Source organism: Kutzneria sp. NPDC052558, from assembly GCF_044547355.1.
Lineage (GTDB): Bacteria > Actinomycetota > Actinomycetes > Mycobacteriales > Pseudonocardiaceae > Kutzneria.
On the sequence record NZ_JBIUAG010000042.1, the window covers coordinates 37,592 to 58,866 of the forward strand.

At 69.8% G+C, this 21,275-nt stretch carries 24 protein-coding genes; 17 read left to right on the top strand and 7 right to left on the bottom strand.

The features are described from left to right. The first annotated feature begins 244 nt into the window (after positions 1-244). Both ACIG5F_RS43600 and ACIG5F_RS43605 read left to right on the top strand, forming a co-directional pair. Positions 245-439 carry a hypothetical protein gene (locus tag ACIG5F_RS43600; RefSeq protein ID WP_396526119.1) on the top strand — a complete coding sequence of 65 codons (195 nt, stop codon included), beginning with the start codon at positions 245-247 and terminating at the stop codon, positions 437-439. 29 nt (positions 440-468) lie between these two features. Next, on the top strand, positions 469-864 hold the full coding sequence (locus ACIG5F_RS43605; protein ID WP_396526120.1) for a pyridoxamine 5'-phosphate oxidase family protein: 396 nt from the start codon (positions 469-471) through the stop codon (positions 862-864). On the opposite strand, the gene ACIG5F_RS43610 is transcribed toward ACIG5F_RS43605, so the two are convergent. Next, positions 857-1,654, bottom strand: a complete 798-nt coding sequence (locus tag ACIG5F_RS43610; protein ID WP_396526121.1) for a carbon-nitrogen hydrolase family protein — start codon at positions 1,652-1,654, stop codon at positions 857-859. The two genes, ACIG5F_RS43605 and ACIG5F_RS43610, sit on opposite strands and share 8 nt — an antisense overlap. Positions 1,655-1,695: 41 nt before the next feature. On the opposite strand from ACIG5F_RS43610, the gene ACIG5F_RS43615 reads away from it, so the two are divergent. The 4 genes from ACIG5F_RS43615 to ACIG5F_RS43630 all read left to right on the top strand — a co-directional run bounded on the left by ACIG5F_RS43615 (position 1,696) and on the right by ACIG5F_RS43630 (position 4,835). After that, on the top strand, positions 1,696-2,316 hold the full coding sequence (locus ACIG5F_RS43615; RefSeq protein ID WP_396526122.1) for a GntR family transcriptional regulator: 621 nt from the start codon (positions 1,696-1,698) through the stop codon (positions 2,314-2,316). Positions 2,317-2,698: 382 nt separating this feature from the next. Beyond that, the gene (locus tag ACIG5F_RS43620) at positions 2,699-3,130 is read left to right on the top strand and encodes an XRE family transcriptional regulator (protein WP_396526123.1); all 432 of its coding nucleotides are present in this window, start codon (positions 2,699-2,701) and stop codon (positions 3,128-3,130) included. Positions 3,131-3,142: 12 nt separating this feature from the next. Next, complete coding sequence (locus tag ACIG5F_RS43625; protein ID WP_396526124.1) at positions 3,143-3,658, top strand: hypothetical protein; 516 nt, start codon at positions 3,143-3,145, stop codon at positions 3,656-3,658. Continuing rightward, the gene (locus ACIG5F_RS43630; protein ID WP_396526125.1) at positions 3,651-4,835 is read left to right on the top strand and encodes an MAB_1171c family putative transporter; all 1,185 of its coding nucleotides are present in this window, start codon (positions 3,651-3,653) and stop codon (positions 4,833-4,835) included. Before ACIG5F_RS43625 ends, ACIG5F_RS43630 begins: the two co-directional genes overlap by 8 nt. Here ACIG5F_RS43630 and ACIG5F_RS43635 read toward each other — a convergent pair. Genes ACIG5F_RS43635 through ACIG5F_RS43645 form a run of 3 tightly spaced genes read right to left on the bottom strand, consistent with a single transcriptional unit; the run spans position 4,807 to position 7,640 of the window. Further along, positions 4,807-6,423 carry an acyl-CoA dehydrogenase family protein gene (locus ACIG5F_RS43635; protein WP_396526126.1) on the bottom strand — a complete coding sequence of 539 codons (1,617 nt, stop codon included), beginning with the start codon at positions 6,421-6,423 and terminating at the stop codon, positions 4,807-4,809. The two genes, ACIG5F_RS43630 and ACIG5F_RS43635, sit on opposite strands and share 29 nt — an antisense overlap. Continuing rightward, positions 6,407-7,018, bottom strand: coding sequence for a TetR/AcrR family transcriptional regulator (locus ACIG5F_RS43640; protein WP_396526127.1), 612 nt, complete (start codon positions 7,016-7,018; stop codon positions 6,407-6,409). Before ACIG5F_RS43640 ends, ACIG5F_RS43635 begins: the two co-directional genes overlap by 17 nt. Before the next feature lie 49 nt (positions 7,019-7,067). Then, positions 7,068-7,640, bottom strand: a complete 573-nt coding sequence (locus ACIG5F_RS43645) for a response regulator transcription factor (RefSeq protein ID WP_396526128.1) — start codon at positions 7,638-7,640, stop codon at positions 7,068-7,070. A gap of 575 nt (positions 7,641-8,215) precedes the next feature. On the opposite strand from ACIG5F_RS43645, the gene ACIG5F_RS43650 reads away from it, so the two are divergent. Continuing rightward, on the top strand, positions 8,216-8,917 hold the full coding sequence (locus tag ACIG5F_RS43650; protein WP_396526129.1) for a BTAD domain-containing putative transcriptional regulator: 702 nt from the start codon (positions 8,216-8,218) through the stop codon (positions 8,915-8,917). Between the two features lie 3 nt (positions 8,918-8,920). Here ACIG5F_RS43650 and ACIG5F_RS43655 read toward each other — a convergent pair whose 3' ends face one another. Then, the gene (locus ACIG5F_RS43655; protein ID WP_396526130.1) at positions 8,921-9,871 is read right to left on the bottom strand and encodes a 4,5-dihydroxyphthalate decarboxylase; all 951 of its coding nucleotides are present in this window, start codon (positions 9,869-9,871) and stop codon (positions 8,921-8,923) included. Between the two features lie 79 nt (positions 9,872-9,950). Here ACIG5F_RS43655 and ACIG5F_RS43660 point away from each other — a divergent pair, with 79 nt between their 5' ends. Then, positions 9,951-10,430, top strand: coding sequence for a MarR family winged helix-turn-helix transcriptional regulator (locus ACIG5F_RS43660; protein WP_396526131.1), 480 nt, complete (start codon positions 9,951-9,953; stop codon positions 10,428-10,430). On the opposite strand, the gene ACIG5F_RS43665 is transcribed toward ACIG5F_RS43660, so the two are convergent. Continuing rightward, complete coding sequence (locus ACIG5F_RS43665) at positions 10,414-11,826, bottom strand: aminobutyraldehyde dehydrogenase (RefSeq protein WP_396526157.1); 1,413 nt, start codon at positions 11,824-11,826, stop codon at positions 10,414-10,416. The two genes, ACIG5F_RS43660 and ACIG5F_RS43665, sit on opposite strands and share 17 nt — an antisense overlap. Positions 11,827-12,024: 198 nt before the next feature. Between ACIG5F_RS43665 and ACIG5F_RS43670 the strand changes: the two genes are divergently transcribed. The 4 genes from ACIG5F_RS43670 to ACIG5F_RS43685 all read left to right on the top strand — a co-directional run bounded on the left by ACIG5F_RS43670 (position 12,025) and on the right by ACIG5F_RS43685 (position 16,881). After that, positions 12,025-13,455, top strand: coding sequence for an APC family permease (locus tag ACIG5F_RS43670; RefSeq protein WP_396526132.1), 1,431 nt, complete (start codon positions 12,025-12,027; stop codon positions 13,453-13,455). Between the two features lie 7 nt (positions 13,456-13,462). After that, positions 13,463-13,924: an Lrp/AsnC family transcriptional regulator gene (locus ACIG5F_RS43675; RefSeq protein WP_396526133.1), complete on the top strand. Its 462-nt coding sequence runs from the start codon at positions 13,463-13,465 to the stop codon at positions 13,922-13,924. Between the two features lie 87 nt (positions 13,925-14,011). Next, positions 14,012-15,388: an aspartate aminotransferase family protein gene (locus ACIG5F_RS43680; RefSeq protein ID WP_396526158.1), complete on the top strand. Its 1,377-nt coding sequence runs from the start codon at positions 14,012-14,014 to the stop codon at positions 15,386-15,388. 17 nt (positions 15,389-15,405) lie between these two features. Beyond that, on the top strand, positions 15,406-16,881 hold the full coding sequence (locus tag ACIG5F_RS43685; protein ID WP_396526134.1) for an APC family permease: 1,476 nt from the start codon (positions 15,406-15,408) through the stop codon (positions 16,879-16,881). Here ACIG5F_RS43685 and ACIG5F_RS43690 read toward each other — a convergent pair. After that, positions 16,875-17,717, bottom strand: coding sequence for an oxidoreductase (locus tag ACIG5F_RS43690; RefSeq protein WP_396526135.1), 843 nt, complete (start codon positions 17,715-17,717; stop codon positions 16,875-16,877). The genes ACIG5F_RS43685 and ACIG5F_RS43690 overlap by 7 nt on opposite strands. A 70-nt stretch (positions 17,718-17,787) precedes the next feature. Here ACIG5F_RS43690 and ACIG5F_RS43695 point away from each other — a divergent pair, with 70 nt between their 5' ends. The 5 genes from ACIG5F_RS43695 (at position 17,788) to ACIG5F_RS43715 (ending at position 21,262) form a co-directional block, all read left to right on the top strand. Further along, positions 17,788-18,315: a MarR family winged helix-turn-helix transcriptional regulator gene (locus ACIG5F_RS43695; protein ID WP_396526136.1), complete on the top strand. Its 528-nt coding sequence runs from the start codon at positions 17,788-17,790 to the stop codon at positions 18,313-18,315. A gap of 2 nt (positions 18,316-18,317) precedes the next feature. After that, a complete protein-coding gene (locus tag ACIG5F_RS43700; RefSeq protein ID WP_396526137.1) occupies positions 18,318-19,028 on the top strand; it encodes a class I SAM-dependent methyltransferase in 711 nt (236 codons plus the stop codon). A gap of 595 nt (positions 19,029-19,623) precedes the next feature. Further along, positions 19,624-20,052, top strand: a complete 429-nt coding sequence (locus ACIG5F_RS43705; RefSeq protein ID WP_396526138.1) for a hypothetical protein — start codon at positions 19,624-19,626, stop codon at positions 20,050-20,052. Positions 20,053-20,064: 12 nt separating this feature from the next. Continuing rightward, positions 20,065-20,361: a DUF222 domain-containing protein gene (locus tag ACIG5F_RS43710; protein WP_396526139.1), complete on the top strand. Its 297-nt coding sequence runs from the start codon at positions 20,065-20,067 to the stop codon at positions 20,359-20,361. Between the two features lie 460 nt (positions 20,362-20,821). Continuing rightward, a complete protein-coding gene (locus tag ACIG5F_RS43715) occupies positions 20,822-21,262 on the top strand; it encodes a hypothetical protein (protein WP_396526140.1) in 441 nt (146 codons plus the stop codon). Positions 21,263-21,275 lie beyond the last annotated feature (13 nt).

The window sequence follows — 21,275 nt, forward strand, 5'->3', positions numbered from 1 at the left end:
GCGAGTCCCGCTCAGCGTCACACCGAACCGATGAAACGGATTCGTCAGTTCGGTGTGACTGTGGGCGGGACTGGCGGGGACCAGCACCCCGCGCGTGATCGTCGGCCGGCGCGAGGAGGGCCTCCGCCTGCGGCAGGGCGACCTCGGCCACCTCGTGCGGCGCTGATTGCTCCGAACGGACCGATTTCTCCGGTGTGGCCCCGGGTATTCCCGGGTTCCTGGGGCCGATGGGAGGAGCTCAGTCATGGTTGCCGTGATCGCGGCGGTACTGTTCGCCCTGGCGTTGATCATCGACCTGGCCGGCATCACGCTGGGTGCGGTGCTCACGCCGACCAACCTGGTCACCGCCGGCCTGCTGTGCGTGGCCCTGCACCTGGCCGGCATCGGCACCAACCGCCCCTCGTGGCGTCGCCCGGCCTGGCGGTCGCGCCGCCGCTGACCGTCCACACCGGTTGATACCCTCACGGGGTGTCCGACCTGAGCACCAAGGGCGCCGCTTTCGCCGAGTTCTGGCGGGAGCGGCGCCTGTGCACCCTCACCACCGTTCGCCCCGACGGCACGCCGCACGTCGTCCCCGTCGGCGTCACCCTCGACCTCGACGCCGGCATCGCCCGCGTCATCACCGACGGCTCCTCGGCCAAGGCCCGCCAGCTCCGCGCCGCCGGAAAGCTCAACGCAGCCGCCTGCCAGGTCGACGGCCGCCGCTGGTCCACTGTGGAGGGTGTCGCCACCCTCCATGAGGACCCGCAGGCCATCGCCGACGCCGTCCGCCGCTACGCCGAGCGCTACCGCCAACCCCGGGTGAACCCGAACCGGGTCCTCATCGAGATCGCCGTCACCAGGGTCCTCGGCAACGTCAGCTGAAGTCTCGGGCGTTGGCCAGCACCGGAACCTTGGCCCGAGCATCGTCCACTTCGGACGGATCGATGTCCACGACGAGCAGCTCCGGCCGGTCGAGGGCCTGGGCCCGGATCTCGCCCAGCGGGGAGACCACGGCGCTGTAGCCGATGCCGGTCGGCACGCCGGGCTTGGTGTCCACACCCACCGACGACGGATCGGCCTGGCCGCAGGCGGCGAGCCAGCTGGTGGAGTCGAGCGCGCGGGCCCGCACCAGCAGTTCCCACTGCTCACGCTTGCCCGGACCGGAACCCCACGAGGCCGGCACGAGAATGACCGACGCGCCCGAGCGGGCCAGCTTCTGGAACAGTTGGGGAAAGCGGAGGTCGTAGCACGTGGCGACGCCGACGCCGACGCCGTCGACCAACAGGGTCAGGCTGCGGTCGCCGGGCGCGACGGTGGCCGACTCGGCGAAGCCGAAGGCGTCGAACAGGTGGATCTTGTCGTAGTGCTCGTCCACACCGGCCCCGGTGACCAGCAGGGTGTTGCGCACCCGCCCGTCCGCGGACGGCGTGAACATGCCGGCCACCACCAGCACGTCGTGCTGCTTGGCGATGTCCCGCACGGCGCCGGCCCACGGCCCGTCCAGCGGCTGCGCCACCGGACCGAGCGGGATGCCGAAGCGGGCCATGGCGGCCTCGGGGAACACCACGATCCGCGCGCCCAGGCGGGCGGCCTCGGCGGTCTGCTCGCCGATGGTCGCGAGGTTGGCCTCGGGGTCGGTGTCGGACACGAACTGGCTCAGCGCGATACGCACGGGTGCTAGTGTATACCCCCTGTATACGAAAAAGGGGTCCGATGTCTCTCTCCGGCCGGGACCGCGCCTACGACTACCTGCGCCACACCGTGCTGTCCGATCCGGCGGCGCAGGGCACCTTCCTCAACGAGCAGGACATCGCCGACCGCATCGGGGTGTCCCGCACGCCGATCCGCGAGGCGCTGCTGATGCTGTCGGCCGAGGAGCTGGTGCGGCTGGTGCCCAAGCGCGGCGCGTACATCCCGGAGCTGACCGCGGGCGAGCTGCGCGAGCTGCTGGAGCTCAGAGGTGTGCTGGAACGGTTCGCGGCCGAACGAGCGCTGGCCGCCGGCGCGGCGCCGATCGAGGAGCTGCGCGCCGCGCTGGCTGACCAGAAGGGCAAAGATGACCGGACTTTCATCGAGGCCGACACCCGCTTCCACACCATCCTGATCCGCGCCGCCGGCAACGAGACGCTGACCCGCACCTACGAGACGTTGCGGGCCCGACAGGTCGTCTCCGGGCTGGTGGCGTTGCAGGGCGGGGCCCACCGGCGGGACGCCGTCCTGACCGAGCACGAGGCGATCGTGGCGGCGCTGGCCGCCGGCGAGCCCGGCCCGGCCCGCGAGGCGATCACCGCCCACCTGGACGCGACGCTGCGCGCGCTGCTGGCCATCCGCTGACATAACCCGTTGACACAACCCGAGGATCCATCGACAGTCCGTCTCATGTGCACGCCGCACGCGCGGGATGGAGGGGTCCGGGGTGGACACCGACCGGTTCGGACCAAGGGTCCCCATGCTGATCGGCGCATCCATGGGACAGCTCACCGAATTGATCGAGAGCGCCGAGGACGGTGATCGACATAAACGCCGAGAAGAAAGGCCTGGGTAGCAGGGCCGCACCCCTCGGGCCGTGGGCGTTTTGGGCGTTCTACCCGGCGCTGCGCGGGGGTCGCCACCCGGCGTAGCCTCGCCGACGGCGCGCGTCGGGGCGGGCCAGGCCCTGTAAACTGTGATGAATACCTAGGCAGGACGGCTTCATCCGTGCTGAGGGAGGTGGACGGTGCCGGCGCCCGATCCCGAGCCGACGTCACTCGCTGCGAAGATCGACAAGCTGTTCCAGGTGGTCCGCAAGCCCAACCGCGAGCAGTACAGCCACGACGAGGTGGCCAAGGCCTGCCGCGAGGCCACCGGGGAGAGCTTCTCGACCACGTACCTGTGGCAGCTGCGCACCGGCCGTCGGGACAACCCCACCAAGCGGCATCTGGAGGCGCTGGCCCAGTTCTTCCAGGTCTCCCCCGCGTACTTCTTCGACGACGAGCAGAGCGCCAAGATCGCCGAGGAGCTGGAGCTGCTTGGCGCCCTTCGGGACGCCGGAGTACGCAACGTTGCCCTGAGAGCAGTAACGCTTTCCCCCGCCGGACTCGACACCATCAGTGACATGATCGACGCGATCGCCCGCAGGGAGGCGATCCGCGACGGCGATTCCCGCTGACCGGGAGTGATGGTGCAGGACAAACGGCTGTGGCGACGCTGCCGGGAACTGGCCGAGTCGGTGCCGGTGCCCGCCCCGTTCCGCACGGACACCTTCGTCGCGGCGGTGGCCGAGCACCGCGGCCGTCCGATCGAGCTGATGCCGGCCGCCGCCGGCGCGGGCGCGCCGTGCGGGCTGCTGATGACCACCGACCGGGCCGACTACATCCTCTACCCGGCCGACACGACCGAGCTGCACCAGCAGCACATCCTGCTGCACGAGGTCGCGCACCTGCTGTGCGGGCACACCGGCAGCGGCGAGATCGACGCCGCCGCGACCAAGGCCCTGATGCCCAACCTCTCCCCCGAGCTGGTGCGGCGCGTGCTCGGCCGCACCGTCTACACCCGTGACGAGGAGCAGGAGGCCGAGCTGCTGGCCTCGCTGATCGCCCAGCGGGTGGCCCGGCTGCCGCGCACGCCGTCGGCCCAGGCCCCGGACGAGGTCGTCCAGCTGGACCGGCTGTTCGGCACGCGGCGGCGCGATGATTGAGATCCTGGCCTATCTCGGCTGTCTGGTCGCCATCGTGGTGATCTGCTACAAGGTGCGGCTGGCCAGTTCCGACCAGCGGGCCCGGGGCATGCCGCACGTCGCCGGCTTCGCGGTGTGCATCGCCGGCGCGCTCGGCCTGGACGCCTGGATGACCCTGGACGTGACCGGCCCGCTGCCGGCCATCGCCGGCCTGGTCAGCGACGAGCTGAAGATGGCGGCGCTGGGCTTCCTGGTGCAGTTCGCCGACACGGTGCGGCGGGACGCGGTGCGCCGCCGGGTGCACCGGCTGGCCACCGCCACGGCGATGACGCTGGCCGCGGTCCTGTTCTTCTTCTCCGGCGCGCACCAGGCCTCGACCGACGTCGTGACGTTCACGCCCGACGGGGTGCCGGTTTTCGTGGCCTACAACGTGGTGCTGATCGTCTACGAGGTGTGGGGCCTGCTGACCTTCGCCGCCCTGATCGCCCGGTCGGCCCGGCTGGTCCCGCCGAGCCTGCTGCGCACCGGGCTGCGGCTGATCATCGCCGGCGCGCTGATCGGCGTGCCGTGGACGGCCTGGCAGTTCGACGACATCTGGATCGCCCTGTCCCAGCACCAGAACACCACCACCGAGGACGGGGTGTCGGCGGCGCTGGCGGCCAGCTGCGTGCTCGTGTCGGCGGCCGGGGCGACGCTGACCGCGTGGGGGCCGTATCTCAGCCCGCCCGTGCGGTGGCTCGGCGCGCAGTGGCGCTACGTGCAGCTGCGCCCGCTGTGGCAGGCGATGCACGCGGCGATGCCGGCCATCGCGCTGAGCACCGTCGCCCGGCAGCAGGGCGGCGTGGAGTTCGCGCTGTACCGGCACGTCATCGAGATCCGGGACGCGCAGTTGGCGCTGCGCGGGCACATCCACCCGTCGGTGCGGGAGTGGGCGGCCGAGGCCGCCACAGCCGCGCGGCCGTCCCGACGCGAGGCGACCATCGAGGCGGCGACCATCGCCGCCGCCGTGCTGGCCCACGACGCGGGCGTCGGCTACCCGGCCGGTGATCAGGCCCCGCACCGGGTGGATCCCAGCGTGGCGGCCGAAACCCGGTGGCTGGCCCAGGTGTCGCGGGCCTTCGCCCGCTCCAAGGCCGTCGCGTCCGTTCGGGCCCGAATGGCCGCCGAGCTCAGCGGAGTCCCGTCCACGCGCTCGTGACGATGGCACGACTGTCCACACCGGACGGAAGCGTGCCCAGGGCGATGCCCCAGTCCTCGCCAAGGCGGGAGGCGCAGAACGCGTCGGCGACCGCCGGGTCCCCGTGCCGGACCAGCAGCGATCCCTGCAACACCAAGGCCATCTGCTCGACCACGCGGCGAGCCCGGAACTCGATGTTGTCGAGGTCGCTGAGTTCCTTGCGCAGCAACTCCACCGAGCGGTCCAGCCGGGCGTCCGCACCGGCGGCCAGCTCCACCTCGGCGAAATACGCCTGCACCGACTCGGGTTGGCGGCCCATGGCCCGCAGCGCGTCCAGCGCCGCCACGTTGCCGGAGCCCTCCCAGATCGAGGGCAGCGGCGCCTCCCGGTACAGCAGGGGCATCCCCGATTCCTCGACGTAACCGTTGCCGCCCAGGCATTCCAGCGCCTCGGCGGCGTGCATCGGGGCCCGCTTGCACACCCAGTACTTGGTCACCGCCAGCGCCAGGCGGCGGAAGGCCGTCTCGTCACGGTCGGTCGCGCCGGCCAGGCGGAACATCACCGCCAGCGCCGCCTCGGACTCAACCACCAAGTCCGCCAACACATTGGACATCAGCGGCTGGTCCACCAGCAGCCGACCGAACGCCGTGCGGTGACTGGCGTGGTGCACCGCCTGCGCGACACCGGCCCGCATCAGGGCGGCGCTGCCGATCACGCAGTCCAGCCGGGTGTTGTTGACCATCTCGATGATGGTCGGCACGCCCCGGCCCTCCTCGCCGACCAGCCAGCCGACGGCGTCGTCGTACTCCAGCTCGGCCGAGGCGTTGGACTTGTTGCCCAGCTTGTCCTTCAGCCGCTGGAGGTGGATCCGGTTGCGGGCGCCGTCGGGCAGGATCCGGGGCAGCAGGAAGCAGGACAGGCCGCCCGGGGCCTGGGCCAAGGTGAGGAACATGTCCGACATCGGGGCGGATGTGAACCACTTGTGGCCGCGGATGACGTATTCCCCGTTGCCGCCGGGCGTGGCGGTGGTCGTGTTGGCGCGGACGTCCGAGCCGCCCTGCTTCTCGGTCATCGACATGCCGGCGATCAGGCCGCGCTTCGTGCCCGGCTCGCGCAGGCCGTAGTCGTAGATCTTGGCCGCCAGCAACGGTTCGTACCGGTCGGCGAGCTCCTTGTTGTGCCGCAGCGCGGGAATCGCCGCGTACGTCATGGCCAGCGGGCAGGTGTGGCCGGCCTCGACCTGGCTCCACACGAAGAACTTCGCCGCGCGGGCCACGTGTGCGCCGGAGCGTTCTTCCCGCCAGGCCGCGCCCTGCAGGCCGTGCTCGACGCCCACGGTCATCAGCTCGTGCCAGTACGGGTGGAAGTCCACCTCGTCGATCCGGTTGCCGTAGCGGTCGTGCGTGCGCAGCGCCGGCGGGTTCGCGTTGGCGCCCCGGCCCCACTCCTGGGCCTGCGCGCTGCCCGCGAGCCGGCCCAGCTCGTGCAGCTCCGGCTCGGCCCACCCCGCGCCCTCGCGCCGCAGGCATTTGATCAACGACGGGTGCGCCGCGACGTCGTGGCCGGTCAGCGGCGGGACCTGGTTGGTGACCTCATGAGTGGGCGGCATCGTCGGCTCCCAGGGCACGAAGGGTGAATCGGACCAGACTCGGCACCGTGTCGGCGCTCGCGACACCGGCGGACAGCGGGCCGACCAGCACCTCCGCGACCGCCCCCACCAGCGCCGCTGCGGTGATCTTGGCGTCCTGCGGCGGCAGCGCGCCGGCCTTGATGGCCTCGGTGACGTGGGTGGCGAAGGCCTCCTGGAACACCCGTCGGAACACCAGGCGCTCGGCCTCCACTGGCGGGTCCACCGGCTCGGCCAGCAGCGCGTAGGCCAGGGTCGGCGACTTCAGCGCCCGGTTGGCGAAGGTCTCCACGATGGCCACCACCCGGTCGATCAGGTCCCCAGGGCTCGCCGCCGCGTCCTCGACCGCCTGCACCTCCCGGCCGACCAGGTTGCGGAACACCTCCACCACCAGCTCCGCCTTGCCCGGGAAGTACCGGTACACGCTGCCGGTCGACACGCCCGCCCGCGACGCCACCGCCGCCACCGAGCACCCCGCGTAGCCCTGCTCGGCGAGCAGCGCCACCGCCGCCGCCACCAGCGCCTCGCGCTGGGCGTCCAGCCGGGCCTGCACCCGGGGTGTGCGTCGATACGGCATGCCAAGCAGTGAACCATGGTTCAGTGCTTGGTGCCAGCGGACGGCCCGCTCAGGCCAGCGGCAGGGCGTCTGAATCGAGAATGCCGGTGCGATAGGCGATGGAAACGGCCTCGGCGCGGCCGTTCGCCTCCAGCTTGCGGATGATGTTCTTGGCGTGCGAGCGGACCGTTTCCACCGACACCACGAGTCGTTCCGCGATCAGCTTGCTGCTCATGCCCTCGGCGATCAGGGCGAGGATTTCCGTTTCCCGTTGGGACAGGGCGTGGCCGCGTTTCTGCTCGGCGTTGGACGGTTCGCCCTTCGACTGTATCGGGACACCGATGTAAACGCCGGCCAGCACCTGGTGCAGATAGCTGGCCGAGGCCGTGGCCAGGGCCACCGCCTGCGCGCCCTGGCCGAAGGCGAATCTGGCGTCCTCGTCGGCGTGGGCCGACGGGGTGAGCAGCACCGCCACCGGGCACGGGGTGTACCCGCTGCTCAGCGACCGCACGAGGGTGAAGCCGGGATCGGCCGCCTGGTCCACCACGGCCATGCCGGTCATGGTGCGACGGGCGAATCGGACTGCCGCCGCCGGCGACGCCGCCGCGCTGATCGCCCCCACATCGGGAAGTCGAGCGAGCACTCGCGCCAATCCGATTCGGGTGAGTGGGCTAAATCCCACGATCAGCACAGGGCGACGGCGGTACATGAGCCGGATACTCTCACGCGCTGCGCCAATTGCGATACCTGGCGTGACCTACCCGTCAGACTCGATCACCCCGGGTGATCCCAGAATTCACCCCCATCACCGGATCAGATCATCACCCCCTTTCTTTTCTCATGTACGCATACTCTGAGTTGCCCGGGACCGCCCCTTCGGCAACCACCTTGCCGCTTCGACGACCACCGGCCACCGCCAACCCAGGAGAGCGCTCGGCCGCGCCGCTGCCTGGACCGTCGCCGGATTTCACCCGCCGCCACCTGACGCAACCACCCACCCGAGCCGATGCGGCGGGTTAAATCCGGCCAGGGAAGGCAGCGGTCACGAGCGGCCGAGCCCCGCGCGGAACGCGCGGCACAAGCACAGCCGAGCCGCGACGCCGGAGGCGGCGCCATATGCACTGCCCCTTCGGGTGGTATCGGCCGTATGCAGCAGTGGCTCTTGTGGGTATGCGTGACCATGACGGCGTAGAACGGCTGACCTCTCGGGAGTGCTCCATGTCCACCACCGCAAGCCTGTCCCTGCTTGACGGCTTCGTGTTGTCGGCGGGCGGCCGTGAGCTGGTGGTGCCGAGGGCGCAGCAGCGGCTGTTGGCGTTGGTGGCTCTGAGGCGGGACACGAACCGGAACACGGCGGTGGGTCTGTTGTGGCCGGAGGGCAGGGAGGAGCGGGCGGCGGCGAGCCTGCGCACGGCGTTGTGGCGGTTGCAGCAGCTGCCGGTGCCGACGGTGCGGGTGGCTGCGGACGCGATCAGCCTGGATCCGGGGCTGCGGCTGGACGTGAGCGAGCTGGTGGCGATGTCGGCGCAGGCCCGGCTGGGCAGCGCGGACCTGCCGACGAGTCTGCTGCTCGGCCCGCACGAGCTGCTGCCGGGCTGGTATGACGAGTGGGTGCTGGTGGAGCGGGAACGCCTGCGCCAGCTGTATCTGCACACGGTGGAGGGCTTCGCGGCGGCGTGTCTGGCGGCGGGCCGGCCGGGCGACGCCCTTGAGGCGGCGCTGGCGGCGGTCCGGGCCGATCCGCTGCGGGAGAGTCCGTACCGGCTGGCGATCGAGGTGCATCTGGCCGAGGGCAACGTCGCGGAGGCGCTGTCCACGTACCAGAACTATCGTCGCCTGCTGGCTCAGGAGCTCGGCGTGGCCCCGTCGCCCATGATCCGCGGCCTCATCCAGGAGACGGTGGCGGCCGCGGCGGGCTGAGGCCTACCAGTCGCCGTCGGCGAAGATCTCGTCGACGGCGAACCGCCGCCGCGACAGGCCCTGTTCGTGGAAGTGCCGGAGAAAGCTGTCGATGGCGGCGCGGTTGGGTTCGATTCCGTAGGCCCAGAATTCGTCCGGGAAATGGTTGCGGTCCCAGAGCGGCGTGAACCACGGGACCATCATTTCCATGTGCTGGCCGAGGCTGCCGCGCCGATAGCGTTCCAGGGCGAGATCCTTGGCCTCGGTGAACGCCCGATAGACCGCCTGCACGACATCGGCCGACAGATCCCGGCGCACGACCAGGACGTGCATGATGGGGTAGACGCCGGTTCGGGAATAGTAGTCACGCTCCACCGCTTCGTAATCGGGGAACAGCCGTCGCACGGCGGGCGAGCCGTCGACGACGCACTGGGGAACGCGGGCGGAGATGAGGGCGTCGATCTCGCCGGATTCGAGCATGGCGCTGAGTCCCCGGCCGGCCGGGGCGGGTGCGACGTCGACGTCGGCGGGGTGGATGAGCGGCACGAAGTCGAAGGGGGCCATGGGGAGGTCGGCGCCGCCGATGACCCAGCGGCACTTGTCGGGCGTGACGCCGTAGTCGTCGGCCAGCACGCCCTTGGCTTCCACGCCGACATCGTGGCCGTAGGTGCCGAATTCGCCGATGGTCTTTCCGACGAGGTCCCGCGGGCGTTCGATGCCGCTGGCGGCGTTGACGAAGATGGCGGCGTGCCGGAACTGCCGGGCCGGGAACACCGGAATCGCGACGAACGGCGGATTAGGTAGCTCCAGGGTGCGCAGATAGAAGGTCAGACCCAGTTCGGCGACGTCGAAAGCCCGGTCCCGAACCATGCGCTCGAACACGTCCGAGGCCAGTCGCCCGCTGTCGAACGTGGCGTCGACGCCGTCGATCCGCACGCTGCCGTCGAACAGCGCGCGGGTGCGGTCGTACTCCATACATCCGATGGTCAGATTCATACTAAATGACTTTAGTATCGGCCGAGGGGGAACGCAAGGGCCGGTACGATCCGGTGGCATGAGCATCGAGGCCGAGAAGCTGTTCGCCGAGGTGTCGCTCGGCGCGCCGGAGAACGCGGTCGGCTTCGTGTTGTGGCGGCTGGTGCACCGCTACCAGCGGGAGGCCGACCGCGCGCTGGCCCCGCTGGACCTGACCCAGCTCCAGTTCATGACGCTGACCATGGCCGCCTGGCTCGGCCGGTCCGGCGAGCCCGTCGCCCAGGCCACCCTGGCCGAGCACGGCGACATCCAGCCGATGCAGCTCTCGCATATGCTGAAAGCGTTGGAGGCCAAGGGTTTTGTCCGGCGGACGACCAACCCCGCCGACGTGCGGGCCAAGTGCCTGACGGTCACCGCCGCCGGCCTGGCGGTGCTGCGCGAGGCGCTGCCGCTGGTGATCGACGTGCAGCGCCGCCTGTTCGGCGACCAGGGCCTCCCCGGCGGCGACCTCCTGGAGGCCCTGGTCGCCCTGGACGGGGCGGTCAGAACGCGGACATGACGTGCTTGATGCGGGTGTAGTCCTCCAGGCCGTACAGGGACAGGTCCTTGCCGTGGCCGGAGTGCTTGAAGCCGCCGTGCGGCATCTCGGCGACGATGGGGATGTGGGTGTTGATCCACACGCAGCCGAAGTCGAGGCGCTTGGCCAGCCGCATGGCCCGGCCGTGGTCGCGGGTCCAGACGCTGGAGGCCAGGCCGTACTTGACGCCGTTGGCCATCGCCACCGCGTCGGCCTCGTCGGCGAAGGACTGCACGGTGATCACCGGGCCGAACACCTCGTTCTGGATGATCTCGTCGTCCTGGCGCAGCCCGGAAACCACGGTGGGGGCGTAGAAGTAGCCCCGGTCGCCGACGGTCGACCCGCCGGCCAGCACGGCGGCGTGCGAGGGCAGCCGCTCGATGAAGCCGGCGACCCGGGCCAGCTGCGAGGCGTTGTTCAGCGGCCCGTAGAAGACGTCCTCGCCGGGCGCGCCGGTCCGGGTGCCCTGGGCCTCGGCGGCCAGCAGAGCCGAGAACTCCTCGTACACCGAGGAGGCGACGATGACCCGGGTGGCGGCGGTGCAGTCCTGCCCGGCGTTGAAGTACCCGGCGGCGGCGATGCCGGCGGCGGCCGCGGCGAGGTCGGCGTCCTCGAACACCACGACCGGGGCCTTGCCGCCCAGCTCCAGGTGGGTCCGCTTGAGGTCCTGGGCGGCCGCCGCGGCGACCTCCATGCCGGCCCGCACCGAGCCGGTGATCGACACCATGTCCGGACGGTCGTGCGCCACCAGGGCCCGGCCGGTGTCCCGGTCGCCGCAGACGACGTTGAGCACGCCGGCCGGCAGGAACTCGGCGCACACCTCGGCCAGCAGGGTCGTCGACGCCGGCGTGGTGTCGGACGGCTTGAGCACCACGGTGTTGCCGGCCGCCAAGGCCGGGGCGATCTTCCAGACCGCCATCATCAGCGGGTAGTTCCACGGCGTCACCTGTGCGCACACCCCGACCGGCTCCCGCCGCACGTACGAGGTGTGCCCGGCCATGTACTCCCCCGCCGACCGCCCCTCCAGCACCCGCGCCGCGCCGGCGAAGAAGCGCAGTTGGTCGACGCACGGCGGGATCTCGTCGGTCTCGGTGACGGCCAGCGGCTTGCCGGTGTCGGCCGACTCGACGCGCACGAATTCCTCGGCCCGCGCCTCGATGGCGTCGGCGATCTTGAGCAGCGCCAGCTGCCGCTGGGCCGGGGTGGTGTCGCGCCACGACTCGAAGGCGGCGCTGGCGGCGGCGACCGCCGCGTCCACGTCGGCCGGGCCGGACAGCGGCGAGGTCGCGTACGCCTCGCCGGTCACCGGGTCGACGACGTCTAGGGTGCGACCGTCGGCCGCGCCGACGCGCTCGCCGTTGACGAGGTTGCTGAACACAGTCTTCTCGGCCACCGAACGGATCCTTCCGGACACGGATTTAGTCGTAAACCATGCTCCCGCGCGACGGTATCGATTGCAACCGGGCGATTAAGTTACCGTTTCAGTCGATCCAGCCATTGACTTCGCACGGAGGAGCGCCTTCACTACACCGCACGGGTGTGGCCGCTGTCACCCGTCAACCCTGTGGAGGCGCCGATGTCAGAGCAGCACACGCTCCGGGCCAACGTGCTCGGGGCGGCCGACACCGCCATGATGGCCGTCGCGGGCAGCGCGCCCGCCTACTCGATCGGCGCGAGCACCGCGGCCCTGGTCGCGGTCGCGGGGCTGGGCAGTCCGGCGGCGCTGCTCTGGTGCGGGATCCCGATGCTCGGCATCGCCTGGGCGTTCAGCCACCTGGGCCGCACCGAGGTCAACGCCGGCGCCAGCTACGCCTGGGTCGGCCGCGCCTTACACCCGTTCCTGGGCTACCTGTCGGGCTGGGCGCTGATCGTCTCGGCCACGCTGTTCATGGTCGCCGGCGCGATCCCGGCCGGCTCGCTCACGCTGTCCCTGTTCGACCCGGACCTGGCCGCCGACACGCCACTGGTGACGGTGGTCGGCGCGGTCTGGTTCGTGGCCATGGCGCTGGTGGTCTATCTCGGCGCGCACGTCACGGCCCGGGCACAGTGGATCATGTCCGGCATCGAGGTGGCCATCCTGGTGGTGTTCCTGGTGGTCGGCCTGGTGCGCGCGCCGAGCATCGCCGTCGAGCACTTCGACTGGTCCTGGCTGGGTTTCTCGCACTTCGACGGCATGGGCGGCTTCGCCGGGGCGGCGCTGGTGGCCGCCTTCTACTACTGGGGCTGGGACGTCTCGGCCAATCTCAACGAGGAGACGAAGTCCGCGCGCCGGGCCGCCGGCCTGGGCGGCATCGTCGGCGTGGTGATCGTGTTCGGCCTGTTCCTGTGCTTCACCGTGCTGGTCAACCTGCTGCTGTCGGCCGACACCATCGGCGGCAGCAGCGGCAACCTGCTGGACCTGCTCGGCCAGGCCATCTGGCCCGGCCCCGGCGGCAAGATCCTGTCCATCGCGGTGGTGCTGTCCACCATCGCCACCCTGGAGACCACGCTGATCCAGGTCACGCGCACGATGTTCGCGATGGGCCGGGACGGCACGCTGCCGCGCGCGTTCGGCCGCACCCACCGCCGCTGGCGCACGCCGACCCTGGCCACCATCACGGTCGCGGTGGTGTCGGTGATCATGTTCGTGGCGGCCAACTTCCTCGGCTCGGTTGGCGAGATCCTGTCCGCCGCGATCAGCGCGATCGGGTTGCAGATCGCCTTCTACTACGGCCTGGCCGGCCTCGCGGTGGTCGTGTCGCACCGGGCCGAGCTGTTCACCAGCGTGCGCAACTTCGTGCTGATCGGGCTGTGGCCGGGACTGGGGGCCGCGTTCCTGCTGTGGATGTTCGTGGAGGCCATCGGCTCCAACGACGCGGTGGTCAACGGGATCGGGTTGGGCCTGCTCGCGGTGGGCGTGGCGCCGATGATTGTCGCCTGGCGCAAGGGTTCGGCCTACTTCCGGCGCGTCGACGCCGTGGCGGACACGGTCACCGCTGCCGTGCCGACGGGCGGAGACCTGCGATGATGCGCCGGTGCGCAGGAACACGGAGCCTCTCGACGAGGCGTCGAAACTGATCATCGAACAGCTCCAGGAGGACGGCCGGCGGCCGTACGCGGCGATCGGCAAGGCCGTGGGCCTGTCCGAGGCGGCGGTCCGGCAGCGGGTGGCCAAGCTGGTGCAGACCGGCGTGATGCAGATCGTCGCGGTCACCGATCCCATGCAGGTGGGGCTGTTCCGGCAGGCCATGCTCGGGCTGAAGGTGAGCGGCCCGATCGAGCCGGTGGCCGAGGCGCTCTCGGCCATGCCGGAGATCGACTACGTGGTGGTCTGCGCCGGCCGCTTCGACATCCTGTGCGAGGCCGTCTGCGAGGACGACGCCGACCTGCTGGACCTGATGTCCAACCGGATCCGCACCGTCGAGGGCGTGCGGGACGTGGAAACCATGCCCTACCTGCGGCTACACAAGCAGTCCTACCAGTGGGGCACCCGCTAAGCCCTGCGGAATCCCTTGTATTGACCTCACCGATGTGCGATAAACGTAGTCAAGAGACGCTTGGACGACGAAATCGGTGAGGACGCCATGACCGCCAGCCCTGGGAGCGCCGACCTCCCCGCCTCGGCCCGGGACCACCTGTGGCTGCACTTCGCCCGCCACTCCGCCTACACCGAGACCGACATCCCGGTCATCGAGCGCGGCGAGGGCGTCTACGTCTACGACACCAACGGCAAGCGCTACCTCGACGGCCTGGCCGGCCTGTTCGCCGTGCAGGTCGGCCACGGCCGCGAGGAGCTGGCCCAGGCCGCCGCCGAGCAGACCCGCAAGCTGGCCTACTTCCCGCTCTGGTCGGCCGCCCACCCGGCCGCCGTGCGGCTGGGCGAGCGGCTGGCCGCCGCCGCGCCCGGCGACCTCAACCGCGTGTTCTTCACGGTCAGCGGCGGCGAGTCCGTTGAGACGGCCTGGAAGCTGGCCAAGCAGTACTTCAAGCTCACCGGCAAGCCCACCAAGCACAAGGTGATCAGCCGGTCGATGGCCTACCACGGCACCTCGCAGGGGGCGCTGTCGATCACCGGCATCCCCGGGGCCAAGGCCGACTTCGAGCCGCTGGTGCCCAGCGCGATCAAGGTGCCCAACACCAACTTCTACCGCGCCCCCGAGCACGGCGACGACCTGGTCGCCTTCGGCCGGTGGGCGGCCGACCAGATCGAGCAGGCCATCCTGATGGAGGGCGCGGACACCGTGGCCGCGGTGTTCCTGGAGCCGCTGCAGAACACCGGCGGCTGCTTCCCGCCGCCGCCCGGCTACTGGCAGCGGGTCCGGGAGATCTGCGACACCTACGACGTGTTACTCGTGTCCGACGAGGTGATCTGCGCGTTCGGCCGGCTGGGCCACGACTTCGGGGCCCGCCGCTACGGCTACCAGCCCGACATGATCACCGTGGCCAAGGGCCTGACCTCCGGCTACGCCCCGCTGGGCGCGGTGCTGGCCAGCGACCGGCTGATGGAGCCGTTCCTGCAGGGCCACAACATCTTCATGCACGGCTCCACCTACGGCGGGCACCCGGTGTCCTGCGCGGTGGCGATGGCCAACCTGGACATCATCGAGAACGAGGGCATCTACCAGCACGTGCAGGACAACGAGGCGGCGTTCCGGTCCACTTTGGACAAGCTGCGGGACCTGCCGATCGTCGGCGACGTGCGCGGGGCCGGCTTCTTCTACGGCATCGAACTGGTCAAGGACAAGGACACCAAGCTCACCTTCACCCCCGACGAGTCGGAGCGGGTGCTGCGCGGCTACCTGTCCACCGCGCTGTTCGACAACGGCCTGTACTGCCGGGCCGACGACCGGGCCGAGCCGGTCGTGCAGCTGTCGCCGCCGCTGGTCTGTGACCAGTCGCACTTCGACGAGATGGAGCAGATCCTGCGAGTATCCCTCGAGAAGGCCTACCAACTCCTCTGAAGGGGCTGCCCGCACTGATGGATCGCCTGCGCGCCAACTCGGTGGGTGTGGTCGGGGTGGTGTTCATGGCGATCGCCACGGCCGCCCCGATCACCGCGATGACCGGCAACGTCCCGGTCGCCGTCGGTTTCGGCAACGGAACCGGCGCCCCGGCCGGCTACCTGTTCGCCACGGTGGTGCTGACGGTGTTCTCCGTCGGCTACGTGGCGATGACCAAGCACATCACCGCCACCGGCGCGTTCTACGGCTTCGTGTCGCAGGGCCTCGGCCGGGTGGTCGGGCTGGCCAGCGGACTGCTGGCGGTGTTGGCCTACATCGTGTTCGAGGCCTCCATCGTCGGCATCTTCGCCTACTTCGCCCAGACCACCGTGCTGGCCCAGTTCGGCGTGCACCTGCCGTGGCAGCTGTTCGCCGCGATCATGTTGGCCGCCACCGCGATCCTGTCGTACTTCGACATCCACCTGACCTCGCGGCTGCTCGGCGTGATGCTGGTGGCCGAGGTCAGCATGCTGTTCCTGATGGCCGTGGCGGTGCTGGTGCGGGGCGGCGGCCCCGACGGGATCCCCCTGTCTCCCGTCAATCCGCTCAACGCCTTCGGCGGCCCCGCCGCCGGCCTGGGGCTGTTCTTCGCCTTCTGGTCGTGGGTGGGCTTCGAGTCGACCGCGATGTACGGCGAGGAGTCGCGGGAGCCGAAGAAGACCATTCCGCGGGCCACCCTGATCTCGGTGGTCGGCGTCGGGATCTTCTACATCTTCGTGTCCTGGATGGCCATCGCCGGCAACGGCCTGGCCCGCTCGGTCCAGGTCGCCGCGTCCGATCCGCTGGGATTCTTCTTCGGCCCCACCGAGACCTTCGTCGGACACTGGGCCGTGCTGCTGTTCCAGTGGCTGCTGATCACCGGCTCCTTCGCCTGCGGCATGGCCTTCCACCAGTGCGCCGCCCGGTACATGTACGCCATCGGGCGCGAGGGCCTGATCTGGAAACGGCTGGGCCGCACCCACCCCCGGCACGGCTCGCCGTTCGTCGCCTCCTTCACCCAGACCGCCATCGCCGTGGTGATCGTGGCGCTGTTCAGCCTGGCCGGGCAGGACCCGTACCTGAGCCTCTACACCCTGATGGCCATTCTCGGCACCATGGCCATCCTGATCGTGCAGACCCTGTGCTCGTTCGCGGTGATCGGCTACTTCGCCCGCAACCACAAGGAATCCCGGCACTGGTTCAAGACCTTCACCGCTCCCCTGCTCGGCGGCATCGGCATGATCGCCGTGGTCTGGCTGCTCGTGGACAACCTCGGCGCCGCCGCCGGCGCGGCCGCCTCCACCCCGTTCTTCCACGCCATTCCCTGGATCGTCGCCGGCCTGTTCGTCATCGGCATCCTCGGCGCCTTGGCGCTCAAGCGTTTCCGCCCCGACACCTACGCCGTGCTCGGCCGCATCGTGCTCGACGACGCCCAGGAACGCACCGAGGAGGAGCCGGCCGCGGTCGCTCAGTAGCGGGTGTCGACCGCGACGGACTCCCACCGCGCCAGATCGTCCAGCTGGCGCTGGAGTTTCTCCCGGATCCGGCCGACGGCCTCGGGGCCGAGCGGGATGCGCAGCGGCGCGCTGTCGTCGTTGGCGAGGTCGACGATGATCGCCGCGGCCTGGGCCGGATCGTTGGGCTGGCGGCCGTCCTGCTCCCGGAAACGGGTGCGCAGCGTGCCGGCGGGCGTGTCCCGGTAGTCGTCGATGGGCTCGGCGAAGGCCATGGACCGGCCGGCGAACTCGGTGCGGAACGGCCCCGGCTCGACGATCAGGACGCGGATGCCCAGCGGCGCGACCTCGCCGGCCAGGGCCTCGGACATGCCCTCCAGCGCGAACTTGGACGTGGCGTAGATGGCGTGGCCGGGATTGCCGACCACGCCGCCGACCGAGGACATCTGCACGATGCGCCCCTGCCGGCGGGCCCGCATGTGCGGCAGCACGGCCCGGGTCACCGCCATCGCGCCGAACACGTTCGTGGCCATCACCGCGTGGATCTGTTGCTCCGATAGCTCTTCCAGCGCGCCGACCAGGCCGTGCCCGGCGTTGTTCATGAGCACGTCGATCCGGCCGAACCGGGCGACGGTCGCGTCGACCGCCGCACGCACCGAGGCCGGGTCCGTGACGTCGAGGCGGACGGCCAGCACCCGCTCCGGCTCCCGCTCGGCCAGATCCTTGACGGCATCGAGGTCGCGCGCGGTCGCCACCACCCGCCCGCCGCGGGCCAGCACGGTCTCGGCCAACGTGCGGCCGAACCCGACGCTGGCCCCGGTGACCAGCCAGACCTGGTCCTGGATGTCTTCTACCATCGGAAACTCCCCCGTGCCGGTATAGTTTGATACCCAAAGCAAACTACCTTGGTACCCAAAGGAGTGTCCAGTGGCGGACCAGGACTCGGTCGGGGCCGAGCTCGGCACGTGGATCGGGCAGATGCCCGACGGCGTGGACCGGGACGTCGAGGCCGCCCGGCAGCGCATCGGCCGAATCTCCCGTCAGTTCGGCCAGGTGCTCGCGCGCGCGGCCACCCGGCACGAGCTCACCGTGGGCGACTGGGAGGCGTTGTCGGTGCTGCACCGCGCCGGCCCCGTGTGCACGCCCAAGCAGCTGGCCGAGACCCTGGGCCTCACCGCGGGCACCATCAGCCTGCGCATCGACCGCCTCATCCAGGCGGGCCTGGTCGAGCCGGTCGCCGCCGCCGACGGCCGCAGTCGTCCGGTCCGCCTGACCCGCAAGGGCCGCCATCGTTGGCGGGCCGCCACCACTGCCCGCGCCGCCTACGAGCAGGAGATCTTCGCCAGTGCGCTGACCGAGGAGCAACTGGCCCTGCTCAACCCGTTGCTGGCCACTCTACTGGCCCGCTTCGAACAGGAGTTCGGCCCGGCCTCGCGGCATGACGTCACCCGCTGATCGTGCTTGAATTCGTTGTGAACGACTACGACACGCTGGCCGAGGCGTACACCGCGGAGAACGAGACCAGCCTGCTCAACGCCTACTACGAGCGCCCGGCGATGCTGGCCCTGGCCGGGGAGGTGGCCGGGCGGCGGATCCTGGACGCGGGGTGCGGGGCGGGGCCGCTGTCCGCGGCGTTGCGGGAGCGGGGCGCGATCGTCACCGGCATCGACGCCAGCGCGGGAATGCTGGCCCAGGCCCGAAAGCGGCTCGGCGAGGACGCGGACTTGCGGGTCGCCGACCTGGCCGACCCGCTTCCCTTACCCGACAACACCTTTGACGACGTCGTCGCCTCCCTGGTGCTGCACTACCTTGAGGACTGGGGCCCGACGCTGGCCGAGCTGCGCCGGGTCCTCAAGCCCGGCGGTCGGCTCCTCGTCTCCGTCGAACATCCCTCCGCCATCCTGTTGTGGCAGCGCGAATCCGGGGCCAAGCCGGACTACTTCGCCACCCGCGAGCGGATCGAGGAGTGGAACATGGGTGGTCACACCGTGCCGCTGCGCTTCTGGGACCGCCCGCTGCACGCCATGACCGACGCCTTCACCGCCGCCGGCTTCCGCATCCTCGGCCTCGGCGAGCCCGCCCCCGTGCCCGAGGCCCGCAAGAAGTTCCCTGAGCTCACGGGCCGCCCGAACTTCCTCGCCTTCCTGTTCTTCACGCTCCAGCGCTAGGGCATTTCTGGCAAGGCTTTGGTCCACGTGACGTGACCGCAGTATGCAGGACGATCGCCGCCCGGTAGACCACAGCGAGTTTGTCGACCGGGTGGCGACGCCCCGCCACTGCTCGAGGACGTTGATCGCCCTCGGTACCGGCTGCCGGCGACTTTCGACTGGCCAGGTCGTGTCGGTTGTCGTCGGTCCACATGCCGCGAGCCGCTGGCCTGACCCTAGGGCACCGGTGCCGGCCCGCCCGTCGGCTACGGTATGGTCGGCGACTCTTGCCCACCCCTTCCCTTTGTTGGCAAGGGTATTGCCCACAGGGCCTGGGTCTCCTCACCGCCGGCTCATTCTCGTCCGAGGCCGATTGACGCGAGTCAGGTGGGTGGGCGGGGTCCGTTGCGTGGTGTCAGGGGGGTGGGTGGTGCGGTTTACAGAGGGCTTGGGACGTGGGAGGGGGCGCGGCTTTCGTTGTTCGGTTGCCGTTTGGGAGGGTGGGGCTTTTCAAGATCGGAAAGCGCTTTCCTTAAGGAATCTTCAGGAGGGATACAGGGAGGTAACCGTTTCCTGGCAACGAGAATCCGGCTTCGGAATATGGTAAGATGAGGTTATGTCAGCGAACCTCGATATGCCGGTCGACACCGAATGGTGGCGACTGAGTGACGGGGCGCTGGGCGAGGTCGGCGTGCTGATCGAGGAGCGGCGCAAGACGGACTACCTGCGAGAGATCGCGGTGGTACGGGAACGCTGGAACCGCAGCAGTCGGACCAAGGACGACCGGAACGCGCTGCTCGCCTATCTGACGGTGACGTGGAAGATCACCCGGGGTGAGGCGCGGGATCTGGTGCGGTTCGCGGAGCTGTTCGAGCGGAACGCGGTCCGGGACGTGGCGGTCGAGGAGACGCTGAGCAAGCAGCATCTCAACATCATCGACACGACCCTGAGCGCAGCGCCGGAGGCTGATCGCGACGACGTCGAAGCGGCGTTGGTGGACAACGCGCCACAGTTCGACACGGTCAAGTTCCACGACCTCGCCTAGCATCTCCTGTACTTGCTCGACCAAGACGGCAAAGCCCCCGACGTCCCGGAACTCGCCCAGCCCACGCGGGAGCTCTACATCACCCGCCGCGCGAACGGCTCCTTCCACATCCACGGGCACGTCGACCCGGAGACCGGGGCGATGCTGGAAGCGGCCATCGCGTCGAAGTCCAAGCCGACCTCGGCCGACGACACCCGCACCACCCCTCAGCGCCAAGGCGACGCGTTCGCCGAGATCACTGCGCCACGAGGCGCTCTGTCATATCCCCTACAAAGTAGGGAGAGACTGGAGGAATATCTCTGGGCCTGATGGCTTACCTGGATCCGAAAGGTGAAGGGGACAATAGCATGCCAGGAAACCGCTGATCGTGCCCAGGCGTACGGGGCGGTGCAGCGGGCGGCCCGCGTGACATGGTGAAAACCGAATTGTTTAAATCCTAATCTCCAGAAGGCGAAACGCGACGCCCATCGGAAACACGCCTGAAACCGATGCCGGTCCCTGCGGCGACATCATGATCTGGTTGCCGCATCCTCTGGGACGCCGGAGCGATGCCCAATGAGGGCATTCAAGGAGATGAGTGGGGCACCTAAATCACGCTGAGAACGTATGACAGAGACGAACGTGGGATCGCCTGTCGGGTGCGAACCCCATGGCGACAGAGCGCCCGTAGTAGTCGTAGGAGTCACGACCTACCAAGGGGACGGTAACGCCGATCACAGGGCAAAGGGGCGCAGGTGATTGAACACCCATAAGCTGCGAGGTATGCGAAATGCAGGACGCCGAAGTAGTGTTGAGTGTTCTCCGTGAGCGCGGGAGGCGCGGCCTGCCGTGTGAAGAACTGTACCGACAACTGTTCAACCCGCAGTTGTATCTGCTGGCCTACGGGCGAATTTACTCCAACCACGGAGCAATGACGCCTGGGGTCACCCAGGAAACCGCGGACGGCATGTCCATGGCGAAGATCCTCGCGATCATCGACGCGATGCGCCACGAGCGCTATCGCTTCTCGCCGGCACGGCGAATCTATATCCCAAAGAAGGACGGGAAGATGCGCCCGCTAGGACTGCCGATATGGTCGGACAAGCTGGTCGGGGAGGTAACGCGCCTACTTCTTGAGGCGTACTACGAGCCCCGATTTTCCGATCGCTCCCACGGGTTTCGCCCCAGGCGCGGCTGCCACACGGCGTTACGTGAGGTGGCCAACACCTGACATGCGACCACCT

Coding starts and splice junctions, on each gene's coding strand:
- ACIG5F_RS43600 (WP_396526119.1), top strand. CDS start 245: ATGGTTGCCGTGATCGCGGCGGTACTGTTCGCCCTGGCGTTGATCATC.
- ACIG5F_RS43615 (WP_396526122.1), top strand. CDS start 1,696: ATGTCTCTCTCCGGCCGGGACCGCGCCTACGACTACCTGCGCCACACC.
- ACIG5F_RS43630 (WP_396526125.1), top strand. CDS start 3,651: ATGATTGAGATCCTGGCCTATCTCGGCTGTCTGGTCGCCATCGTGGTG.
- ACIG5F_RS43635 (WP_396526126.1), bottom strand. CDS start 6,423: ATGCCGCCCACTCATGAGGTCACCAACCAGGTCCCGCCGCTGACCGGC.
- ACIG5F_RS43640 (WP_396526127.1), bottom strand. CDS start 7,018: ATGCCGTATCGACGCACACCCCGGGTGCAGGCCCGGCTGGACGCCCAG.
- ACIG5F_RS43650 (WP_396526129.1), top strand. CDS start 8,216: ATGTCCACCACCGCAAGCCTGTCCCTGCTTGACGGCTTCGTGTTGTCG.
- ACIG5F_RS43655 (WP_396526130.1), bottom strand. CDS start 9,871: ATGGAGTACGACCGCACCCGCGCGCTGTTCGACGGCAGCGTGCGGATC.
- ACIG5F_RS43660 (WP_396526131.1), top strand. CDS start 9,951: ATGAGCATCGAGGCCGAGAAGCTGTTCGCCGAGGTGTCGCTCGGCGCG.
- ACIG5F_RS43670 (WP_396526132.1), top strand. CDS start 12,025: ATGTCAGAGCAGCACACGCTCCGGGCCAACGTGCTCGGGGCGGCCGAC.
- ACIG5F_RS43680 (WP_396526158.1), top strand. CDS start 14,012: ATGACCGCCAGCCCTGGGAGCGCCGACCTCCCCGCCTCGGCCCGGGAC.
- ACIG5F_RS43685 (WP_396526134.1), top strand. CDS start 15,406: ATGGATCGCCTGCGCGCCAACTCGGTGGGTGTGGTCGGGGTGGTGTTC.
- ACIG5F_RS43690 (WP_396526135.1), bottom strand. CDS start 17,717: ATGGTAGAAGACATCCAGGACCAGGTCTGGCTGGTCACCGGGGCCAGC.
- ACIG5F_RS43705 (WP_396526138.1), top strand. CDS start 19,624: ATGTCAGCGAACCTCGATATGCCGGTCGACACCGAATGGTGGCGACTG.
- ACIG5F_RS43715 (WP_396526140.1), top strand. CDS start 20,822: ATGCAGGACGCCGAAGTAGTGTTGAGTGTTCTCCGTGAGCGCGGGAGG.